The 10,821-nt window shown below is 53.0% G+C and carries 6 protein-coding genes; 3 read left to right on the forward strand and 3 right to left on the reverse strand.

Annotated elements, in window-relative coordinates; genetic code table 11:
• Positions 1-40: 40 nt before the first annotated feature.
• Both CKL79_RS07810 and CKL79_RS07815 read left to right on the forward strand, forming a co-directional pair.
• On the forward strand, positions 41-5,884 hold the full coding sequence (locus CKL79_RS07810) for a response regulator (protein WP_121969020.1): 5,844 nt from the start codon (positions 41-43) through the stop codon (positions 5,882-5,884).
• A gap of 88 nt (positions 5,885-5,972) precedes the next feature.
• Positions 5,973-7,439: an FAD-linked oxidase C-terminal domain-containing protein gene (locus tag CKL79_RS07815; protein WP_121969021.1), complete on the forward strand. Its 1,467-nt coding sequence runs from the start codon at positions 5,973-5,975 to the stop codon at positions 7,437-7,439.
• A 110-nt stretch (positions 7,440-7,549) separates the two neighbouring features.
• On the opposite strand, the gene CKL79_RS07820 is transcribed toward CKL79_RS07815, so the two are convergent.
• On the reverse strand, positions 7,550-9,040 hold the full coding sequence (locus CKL79_RS07820; protein ID WP_121969022.1) for a class I SAM-dependent DNA methyltransferase: 1,491 nt from the start codon (positions 9,038-9,040) through the stop codon (positions 7,550-7,552).
• Between the two features lie 437 nt (positions 9,041-9,477).
• Here CKL79_RS07820 and CKL79_RS07825 point away from each other — a divergent pair, with 437 nt between their 5' ends.
• Complete coding sequence (locus tag CKL79_RS07825) at positions 9,478-9,762, forward strand: hypothetical protein (protein ID WP_170944000.1); 285 nt, start codon at positions 9,478-9,480, stop codon at positions 9,760-9,762.
• Positions 9,763-9,844: 82 nt separating this feature from the next.
• On the opposite strand, the gene CKL79_RS07830 is transcribed toward CKL79_RS07825, so the two are convergent.
• Together CKL79_RS07830 and CKL79_RS07835 are read right to left on the reverse strand one after the other, a co-directional pair.
• Positions 9,845-10,174: a DUF5615 family PIN-like protein gene (locus CKL79_RS07830; protein ID WP_170944001.1), complete on the reverse strand. Its 330-nt coding sequence runs from the start codon at positions 10,172-10,174 to the stop codon at positions 9,845-9,847.
• 47 nt (positions 10,175-10,221) lie between these two features.
• Positions 10,222-10,821: transposase (locus CKL79_RS07835; RefSeq protein WP_141242174.1), on the reverse strand; the 600-nt coding region annotated here is incomplete at its 5' end.

Here is a 10,821-nt window from a genome sequence, read left to right on the forward strand (position 1 = left end):
CCTGATTTAACGTCGGATTGTACTAGGGGAGAACGCGGCTATGCTGCCTGAGCAACAACAGCGCATCATGGGCTACTTCATTGAGGAAGCCAAAGACCACCTCAACACTATCGAACAGGGGCTGCTCAGCCTTCAGTTGACGATTGAAGATACTGAAAAGGCCAACGAGGTATTTAGGGCGGCTCACTCTGTGAAAGGGGGGGCGGCGATGCTGGGCTTGGAAAGCATTCAAAAGACGGCTCATCGCTTAGAGGACTACTTTAAGATTCTTAAAGAGTCGCCAGTGCAGGTAGACCGCACCCTGGAAACTATGTTTCTGAGGGTCTCTGATGGGCTTAAAGACCTTTTAGAGCAGCTCGAAGGGCCTTTTGGCCTGACGGCAGATAAAGCGCACGAGATTATGGCTGGTGTCGAGCCGGTTTTTGATCAGCTAGAGCAACATCTTGATGCGCTCATTGAAGAGAGCGACGTAGACACTGGCGGCGAGATGATAGCCCCAGTCGCCTTTACCTATGGCGATGTAAGCGCTGCGGATATCTCTCCTGATGACTTTAGCAGCCGCTTTCAGCGAGAGGTGGCCTTGTTGCTACGTCAGATGCTGACTACGTTTAAGCAGCCTGATACGGCGGCATCTAGAAAAGTATTGCAGGATGTTTGTGCTCATCTGTCTGCGATTGGTGAGCAGTTTGACCTGCCTGCCTGGTGCGACCTGATTGAGACGGCCCGCCTAGCCGCTGCCAACCTAGACAATGACTATCGCACGCTCGCCCCTGTTCTCATTAAAGACATTAAGAAATCTCAAGATCTGGTGCTTTCAGGTCAGGCTGCTGAAATAGCGGTCTCTGATACGATGCAGTCTTTGCTGCCAGAAGATGCTTTGTTTGCTGGGCTAGATGCCAGTGAGCTAGAGAATGACGATGCGAGCGACGACCTAGACGGCTTGGGCTTTAATATCGCAGATACGGGCAACGCGGATGAGATTACTCAGGAGCTAGAAGATCTGTCTCTAAACGGGTATTCGTCTGCTGAAGCAGATGTGCCGGTCGCGCTATCGGGGCTAGATGAGGAGCCGCTCGATGCATATTTAGAGGCGGGTGATGATGCAGAGGATGATTTAGACAGTCTGTTTGATAGAGATTCAGAAGAAGAGAGCTTGTTTGACGATGCTCTAGCAGATTCATCAGATAATGACCTGGTAGAACTGGCAGACCCTCAGGCGTTGGTCGCGATCGCCCCCGACGCAGAAGCACCCGCTGCCGACGACATTGGCCGCTTGAGCGTAGATTTGGAGTTTGATGAGGTTCCCTTAGAGCTGTCTACTCTTAACCGTCAGTTTGATAGTGAAGGGAGAGCAGATGAGTCGCTAGATGCCTTAATGGCGACCGTCAATGTGACTGGGCCAGATGTCGGCACAGAAGAACTCAACAGCCTGGCCGATTTGTTTGATGGCGATTTAGATGAGCTAGACAACACTCTCGGTGGGCATCCGTTTGCCACAGTGGAGATGCAGCTCAACCCTGAGAATATTGATCTGGCCGAAGCAGACGATCTGACAGACTTGCTAGCGGGCGACATCCCTGATGATACGGATGATATTGCTCGGGAGATAGCCGAATCTGACGAGATAGCAGACGATCTCTTCGGCGGCACGCTCACAGGCGGAGAGTTTGCGACCATGGACGAGAGCGATCTAGATGACCTAGATGGCTTGGCTGCAGCAGCAGACGAACTTAACGGAGCTACCACTGAAGCAGACCTAGGCGCACTAGCTGACACTTCCCTAGCCGAATCAACCAGTGCCCCTACTGAGGCTTCAGTCTTTGATACGCCAATCCCTGATCCGCTAACCTCCGATATGCCAGGGGATATCACCGCTGATATGGCCGCCTTGTCTGAGGATGTTTGGGCAGATGATATGTTCGACAGCGCTGAGGAGCTGTTTGACAGCGTCGAAGATGATTTGCTTGGGGCCAACGGTTTAGCTGAGACAGTGGGCTTGGCTGATGTAGCTGCTGAAGATCTCCCTGATCAGCTAGATGAGGCGGGTTTGGGCTTTTCTGAAGTAGAACAGCCGGACGCTGAGCTAGCGGCAGACGCTGTAGAAACGCCTGCTGAAGAGAAGCAGATAGTGAGCGATGAGGCGATCGCGCCTGCGCCCACCAGCGCTAACCTGCCAGCAAGAGCCGTCGCTGCCCCTCGTCAGACTGGTCCCAATTTTCATCTGCTGACCGGAGAAGCCCTACAGGAAGCTGAAAAAGATATCGATAGCTTTTTCTTAGGCGACGCTGCGAGTAAGGCCGTTGAACGATTGGAGGAGAGACGCTCTGCGCCGCTGGAGGTTGAGCGATCGCGAGATCCAGAAGAACAGCCCGCAGACGATTCCTGGGGTGAGCTAGCCGCACTCTCAGATGCTGATGAGGAGACCGACGAAGAGATTGATTGGGCCGACTCAACAATAGATGATTTAGATAATCCAGCCCCTGTAGACAACTCAACAGGAACAGAGGAGGATCTGCTAGATCTGGAAATGTCGTTCGATGAGCAATCGTTCGATGAGCCGCTATCGATAGAAATGGGGTTCACAGATGAAGACGCTTCGCTAGATCTGGAGGCTTTGCTAGAGAGCGAGCCGTCAGATGCTGCTTTGGAGGATCTGTTTGATGCACCTACAGACACAGCGGCCTTCTCTGATTCTAATGACTTATCAGCCGAAGCGACTGACGGCTCCGAAGCTGAGGATTTGTTGGATTTTGGTTCTCTAGAGGGCGATGCAGAAGAGACATCACTAGAAGAGGCATCACTAGAAGAGACATCATTAGAATCGACAGATGAAAGTAACGCGGATAGTGACGAACTCATTTTAGACTGGGAGACTTCTGAGAGCGACGCTGGTGAAGATAAACTGTCTGAGATTGAGGGGTTTGAGATTGAAGGGACTGCAGGCGATTTTGCTGAAGAGAGCCTTCGTCATTCCGCTGACGAATCATCAGACGACGCCGTTGAAAATCTTGAATCAATGCTGTTGGAGGAGACAGTAGAGGCGGATGACACCTCTGATGCTGATGAGGAGACCGACGAAGAAATTGATTGGGCCGACTTAACAATAGGTGATTTAGATAATCCAGCCCCTGTAGACAACTCAACAGGAACAGAGAAGGATCTGCTAGACCTGGAAATGTCGTTTGGTGATGAGCAAGACGCTTCGCTTGAAGACGCTTCGCTAGATCTGGAGGCTTTGCTAGAGAGCGAGCCGTCAGATGTTGCTTTACTAGAAGAGGCATCACTAGAAGAGACATCGTTAGAATCGACAGATGAAAGTCACGCGGATAGTGACGAACTCATTTTAGACTGGGAGACTTCTGAGAGCGACGCTGGTGAAGATGAACTGTCTGAGATTGAGGGGCTTGAGATTGAAGGGACTGCAGGCGATTTTGCTGAAGAGAGCCTTCGTCATTCCGCTGATGAATCATCAGACGATGTCGCTGAAAATCTCGAATCAATGCTGCTGGAGGAGACAATAGAGGCGGATGAGACCTCTGACGAAGCTACTGGTGATGACTTTGACGATTTTGCTGAAGAGAGTCTTCATCATTCTGCTGACGAATCATCAGACGATGACTTTGACGATCTGGACTCGCTGCTGTCTGAAGAGACGTTAGAGGCGGATGGCACCTCTGATGAAGCTACTGGTGATGACTTTGACGATCTGGACTTGCTGCTGTCTGAAGAGACGGTAGAAGAGAGTGCGCCTAGCAATGCTGCTGGCCCTCTGCTTACCGCTGATATGGAAACGCCCACTCTTGGCGGGGCCGTCTCAGCCGATGCCGACGACTTTGGAGACTTGGAGCGGCTTCTAGAAGATCGGGTGGAGGGCAGCGCGTCAGTGTTGCCCCGGTCCATGCCGCCTCGGCTGGCGCGACGGGGAAGTGGGCTACGCGAGCAAAATATGCGCGTGTCTGTCAATCATTTAGACAACCTGAGCAACTTTGTCGGAGAGCTGGTAGTCAGCCGCAATACGCTGGAGCGAGACCAAGAGCGGCTGCGGCAGTTTCTTGATAATTTGCTGTTTCAGGTGCAGCAGCTTAACGATGTCGGTCAAAGAATGCGCGATCTGTACGAGCGATCGCTGCTAGAAAGCTCCCTCATGTCCAATCGCCGCGCCTACTCATCGGCCAATAGCCGAGACAGAGACAAGGAGAAAGAATCGACGGCTGGCCACGCTACCGGGGCGACCTTCGACGCGCTGGAGATGGATCGCTTCACCGGCTTCCATACGCTTTCGCAAGAGATGATCGAGCTGATTGTCAGGGTGCGAGAGTCATCTTCGGATATTGGCTACACGGTGGAATCTTCTGACCAGGTGACGCGCCAGTTTCGGCAAATTACCACTCAGCTGCAAGAAGGGCTCAATACGGCGCGGATGGTAGCCTTTTCGCAGGCGGCTGACCGGTTGCCTCGGGCGGTGCGGGATATTTCGCTGAAGTGCGGAAAAGAAGCTCGGCTAGTGGTCGAAGGGCAAGACACGCTGATTGACAAGATGATCGTCGAGCATTTGTACGATCCGCTGACTCACCTGGTGAATAACGCTATCACTCACGGCATTGAGACGCCAGCGGCAAGGCGTGCTGCGGGTAAACCCTCTGAAGGGACGATTACGGTACGGGCTTTCTATCAGGGCAACCAGACGGTGATCTATGTCGCGGACAATGGCGGCGGTATTGATACCGAGCTGGTTAAGCGCAAGGCAATTGAGCAGGCTCTGATCAGCCCAACTGAGGCCGAGGGACTCTCGGCGATAGAGACTTATGAGCTGCTGTTTCACCCTGGCTTTACTACCCGAGACCAGGCTGACGACTTTGCCGGGCGCGGTGTCGGTATGGATGTGGTCCGCACCTCGCTAGCAGAAATTCGCGGTAGTGTCACTATCGACTCGGAGCAGGGCAAAGGTACTAGCTTTACCATTCGCCTACCGCTGACGCTGAGTATCTCTAAGGCCCTGAGCTGTGTGAGCAACCAGGCCCGCATCGCCTTTCCGATGGACGGGGTGGAAGATATGCTGGATGTGCCGCGCGATCGCATTGTCAAAAATGACCAGGATCAAGACTGTGTGCGCTGGCGCGACACGCTACTGCCCTTCCAACCCATTACTGATCTGCTGAAGTTTAACCGCACCTTGGGTCGGGGCCGGGTGTATGGCGGCGGCCAAGATGAAGATGTGCTCTCAATCATTGTGCTCAGGAGTGCCAATACCTTTGTGGCTGTTCAAGTCGATCAGGTGATTGGCGAGCAGGAGATTGTGATTAAACAGCTAGAAGGCCCAGTGCCTAAGCCGCTAGGGATTGCCGGGGCGACGGTGCTAGGCGATGGCCGGGTGATGCCGATTGCCGATGTGCTAGAGCTAATTGACATTGCAACGGGCCGCATTCGCCGGGAGCCGGCCTCACTGATGTGGGCGCAAGAGCCAGTAACTGAGGCACCTGTGAAGAGAGATCCGACCGTGCTGATTGTCGATGACTCGATTACAGTGCGCGAACTACTCTCGATGAGCTTTAGCAAAATTGGCTACCGGGTAGAGCAAGCCCGCGATGGTCAAGAAGCCTGGGATAAGCTGCGCTCCGGACTGCCCTGCGACCTGGTATTTTGCGACATAGAAATGCCGCGCATGGATGGCCTAGAGCTGCTTTCACGGATGCAAAAAGACGGCCAGCTCAAGCGCATTCCCATTGCGATGCTGACCTCGCGCGGGGCTGACCGGCACCGGCAGATGGCGGTCGATCTAGGAGCCAGCGGCTACTTCACTAAGCCCTACCTGGAAGAAGCCCTGCTAGATGCGGCGCAGCGAATGCTTAACGGCGAGACACTAGCCAAAGGGCGCGGTGGCTAGACATCTTGAGCGAAACATCTTTAGTAGCGATTTGCGAGGCTTTTCTACGTTAGGATCACAGGACTCTGTATCTCTGTGACTCATCACTATGGTTGTTGCTGTAGCCGCTCGTGACTGGCAGCCGGTTGTTCGCGCTTTAGAAGGTGTGCTAGACGCTGACCGGGTGATGCGGCGAAAAGAAGAGCTGCTGGTGTATGAGTGCGACGGGCTGACTAGCTACCGGCAACGGCCCGCTGTAGTGACACTGCCTAAGACGACTGAAGAAGTGGCCGCTGTTGTCAGGTTTTGCCATCAGCAAAATATTCCTTTTGTGACCCGAGGGTCAGGTACGGGGCTGTCGGGCGGGGCCCTGCCCGTAGAGGCCTGTGTGCTGATTGTCACGACATGCATGCAGCAGATTTTAGACGTGGATTATGACAATCAGCAGGTGGTGGTGCAGCCAGGGGTGATCAATAGCTGGATTACTCAGGCAGTGAGCGGGGCTGGGTTTTACTACGCGCCCGATCCGTCTAGTCAGCAGGCTTGCTCGATTGGCGGCAATGTGGCCGAAAATTCGGGGGGCGTTCACTGCTTGAAGTATGGGGTGACGACTAACCATGTGCTGGGGCTGAAGCTGGTATTGCCAGACGGCGAAGTCGTCACGATAGGCGGGGCTGTGCCAGAGATGCCCGGATACGACCTCACTGGCATTTTGGTTGGGTCGGAGGGGACGCTGGGTATTGTCACCGAAGTGACGCTGCGCATTCTTAAGTCGCCGGAGTCTGTGCAGGTGATTTTGGCTGATTTTACTAGCGTAGAGGCGGCAGGTGAGACGGTTTCGGACATCATCGGGGCGGGGATCATTCCGGCGGGAATGGAGATGATGGATAACTTTAGCCTGAACGCGGTAGAAGATGTGGTCGCCACCAACTGCTACCCACGCGATGCGGTGGCGATTTTGCTCATAGAGATAGACGGGGCTCCGGCGGAGGTGGCAGCTAGCGCTGAACAAATAGAGACGCTTTGCTACAAAAACGGAGCGCGACAGCTAACTCACGCGAGCGATCTTCCTGAGCGGCTGCGGCTATGGAAGGGGCGCAAGGCGGCTTTTGCGGCGATGGGCAAGCTTAGCCCTGACTACTACGTGCAAGATGGGGTGATACCGAGAACGCGACTACCGGAAGTGCTCAAGGAGATTGAGGCGCTAGGTGAAAAGCACGGCTACCGGGTGGCGAATGTTTTCCATGCAGGAGATGGTAACTTGCATCCGCTGATTTTGTATAACAACAGCATTCCGGGGCAGCTAGAAGCGGTGGAGGCTTTGGGCGGAGATATCTTAAAGCTGTGCGTGCGAGTGGGGGGGAGCATTTCGGGGGAGCATGGCATTGGGGCGGATAAGCGCTGCTATATGTCCGATATGTTTAGTGAGACGGATCTGGAGACGATGCAGTGGGTGCGAGGGGCGCTGAATACCAAGGGACTGGCGAATCCGACGAAGATTTTTCCGACGCCGAAAACCTGCGGAGAATCTGCCCACGATGTCACTGGAAAGTTTGCCAGCTTAGAGAATTTTTAGACTGCCCTGCAATTGCTGCAAGAGATCTCAGCCTTTAGCTGCGTTGCTGACTGTGCGCCCTGCAAAAATTTTGTTTTGATGCAGGTTTTGGTTTATGCAGATGAGAGGGGCTAAGGCTGCAAGGCGCTCAGTACGTCTCGAAAGCTGCCTAGCCCTGCTTCCAGGTTTTCGATGATCTGTTCGGCCAGGATGTCGGGGTCTGGTAGGTTTTCTAGGTCTGCCAGGCTTTTGTCTTTGAGCCAGAAGATGTCGAGGCTGGTTTTGTCGCGATCGCACACATCATCATAGCTATACTTCCGCCAGCGGCCTTCGGGATTAGTTTCTGCGCTCCAAGTTTCGGTACGGGCATGGCGATTTTTAGGGTTGTAGCAGTCTACGAAGTCTTGCAGGTGGGCGCGGGTGAGGGGCTTTTTCTTGAGAGTATGGTGGATGTTGGTGCGGTAGTCGTAAAACCAGACGGCTTTTGTCCAGGGGGCTTTGCTGGCGGGGTGGTTGTCAAAAAAGAGAACGTTGGCTTTGACGCCGTTGGCGTAGAAAATGCCGGTGGGCAATCGCAAAATGGTGTGGAGGTCGGTAGTTTGCAGCAGCTTTTGGCGGACGGTTTCGCCCGCGCCACCTTCAAACAGCACGTTGTCGGGGAGGACGACGGCGGCCTGGCCGGTGGATTTGAGTAGGGTGCGAATGTGCTGAATGAAGTTGAGCTGCTTGTTAGAGGTGGTGGTGAAAAAGTCTTGACGGTTGTAGGTGAAGTCTTCTTTTTCTTCTTCGCCGTCGGCGTTGGTAATGGTGGTGGTGCTTTTTTTGCCGAAGGGTGGGTTGGCGAGCACGTAATCGTATCTTTCGCCGCTGTCGGCGATCAGCGCATCGCTGCTAGAAATGGGTACTTCGCCGTCAATGTCGCCAATGTTGTGCAGGAACATGTTCATCAGGCACAGGCGGCGAGTGCCGGGGACGATTTCGTTACCGGCAAAGGTGTTGAATTTCAGGAATTTCTTTTGGGCTTTGTTGAGCGGGTAGTGGTTGGGGTCATTGAGAAAGTCGTAGGCGGCGAGGAAAAATCCGCCGGTGCCGCAGGCGGGGTCGGCAATGGTTTTATTAGGCTGGGGCCGAATGCAGTCAACCATAGTGCTGATCAGGGCACGCGGGGTGAAGTATTGACCTGCGCCAGATTTGGTGTCTTCTGCGTTTTTCTCTAGCAGTCCTTCGTAGATGTCGCCTTTGACATCGGCTCCGAGCACCGTCCATTTCTCGCTGTCGATCATGCTGATGATCTTGTAGAGCATGGCGGGGTTTTGAATTTTGTTTTGGGCCTTGAGGAAGATTTGGCCGAGGGTGCTGGGCGCTTTGGCGAGTTCGCGCAGGAGTTCGTTGTAGTGGGTTTCGAGTTCGGCTCCGCTTTTGCTGGTGAGGCTGGCCCAGCTATATTTTTCGGGGATGCCCAGGGTTTTGTTGTGGGGCGGTTGGCTGTACTCATCGGCCATTTTGAGGAAGATGAGGTAGGTGAGCTGCTCTAGATAGTCGCCGTAGCCAACGCCATCGTCGCGGAGGGCGTTGCAGAAGCTCCAGACTTTGGAGACGATCGCGTTGGAGGCGTTGGTCATAGGGGCAGGTTTTGGCTGTGGGCGATGTGACTGTAAGGCAGTTTAGCGCAGTTTCATCGGGGGGCTGAGCGCGGTGCGATCGCGGGTTGCTAATATATCCAGGTTGGATAGGTGCTAGCTCACTTTTCTACAGCGCTGTGACTGTCTCAAGCAATGCCAAGGTTTCTGGCCAAAAAGAGTTGACACCTGTAAAAATACTGATACGCTAGTTTTTATGGCTGTTGCCTTGCTTTTGACCGCTCGGTGATAGCTTTACCCGCTCGAAAATTTAGCAGCCGCCCATGCTGACTGGTGGAACAGTCAACACAGGCTCGCCCCTTAACTGGAACAAGCAGTCAAGAGGTTGTGGATATCATATGCCATAGCCGCCCTGACTTAATTGCAAGTTGGGGCGGCTAAGTTTTCGCGCTTTTCTTCAAATACTGATCGGAGAAATCGTGAAAATGACAATTTATACGGCTACAGATCTGGGCGTGGCTGCGCTCGGGTTGCAGACTGGTTTGCCAATTGATCGCCCGCCTGATGAGAGCGATCGCACTGACCCAAAAAATCGGCTGCGGCACATTTTGCTCGGCAGTCCTGAGGAGATTCGGCAGGTGATTCATCAGCTCCATGTTTTGAACTATGTGGAGCCGATGCTGTGGAGCCCGATTATGGCGGTGGGCGAACGGCTGATTATTACGCCAGAGCAGGGAGAGGCGATGAGTTTGCTGAGGCGTTAGCGCAGGCTTTGCCGCTATAGATATTCTCGAACTGCAAAAATCTGCTGACTGAATTTGGGCTGATTTTGCTTTTGTACTCGAATCAAACGATTGTGTAGCTGCGCTTGCGTCTGTATGCTTGCGTCTGTATAGAGGCGTGAAGCGCTGCTATTTGGCCTGAATAGTCGCGATCGTCTTTGCAAATGACAATACCGTTGTGAGGCTTTTTGCTGCGGTGCAGTTGAATAAAGTCTTCACGATTGAGGGTGATGACCACCCGGTTGCTTTGAGTGGCATAGGCCAAAACGGATTCGTCAGGAATCCCTTGGTTTGCTTGGGTAGCCTCGTAGGAGGTGAGAACGTCATGACCTAGCTCGCGCAGAATCGCCACCATATCAATTGGAAAATTCTCATTGGAGTAGAAGGCAACCATTTTTATTAGTTTAGGAGTTACGCATTGACAAATACAGTGTGACAATGCTAGGCGAAAGCAGTTTCCTCCACGTTTTCTAGAATAAACTGGCGAATGACCGGCACAAATAGCTGACGCGATATCTCATAGCAGTTGTTGATGATCCCTTTGATGCACATCGTCTGTAGCTTGCAAAAAGCACGTAGTGCACAAAAAACGTGATTACGAATAGCCTGTTCATCTCGCACATAAAAGCGCTCGATATTACACACCTGTTTAATCACTCTATGAAAACATTCAATCTGCCAATGCTCACTATGAACTTGCTTAAAGGTCTCTCGTGAGAGCTGTTTCAAAGCCTCTAAGTCTGGTCGATACAAGATGTAATATCGCTGCTCGTTTTTGAACGGCGCACAAAACACTTTGACCCAGCCAAATGCCTTGAGATAGACCATCAAGCCATCAGCTGTAATCTCTAGAGTCCCTATCTGCACTGACGTTCCACGCTCTACCGAGACCAGCCGATTATTCGCTACCCCAAATAGAAAACCCACTTTCTCGTTTCTGAGAAACTTCAGATTCTCTAGGCTCGAATACCAACTGTCTCCGGTCACCCACGACGGCTTCAGGCCCCAGGATTGAACCTCTAGCACCATCTCTCTAAAATA

Source organism: Leptolyngbya sp. BC1307, from assembly GCF_002286735.1.
GTDB lineage: Bacteria > Cyanobacteriota > Cyanobacteriia > Phormidesmidales > Phormidesmidaceae > Phormidesmis.

Excerpts from the sequence above, each read along its gene's own strand:
- CKL79_RS07815 (WP_121969021.1), top strand. The coding sequence starts at position 5,973 with ATGGTTGTTGCTGTAGCCGCTCGTGACTGGCAGCCGGTTGTTCGCGCT.
- CKL79_RS07830 (WP_170944001.1), bottom strand. The coding sequence starts at position 10,174 with ATGGTTGCCTTCTACTCCAATGAGAATTTTCCAATTGATATGGTGGCG.
- CKL79_RS07820 (WP_121969022.1), bottom strand. The coding sequence starts at position 9,040 with ATGACCAACGCCTCCAACGCGATCGTCTCCAAAGTCTGGAGCTTCTGC.
- CKL79_RS07810 (WP_121969020.1), top strand. The coding sequence starts at position 41 with ATGCTGCCTGAGCAACAACAGCGCATCATGGGCTACTTCATTGAGGAA.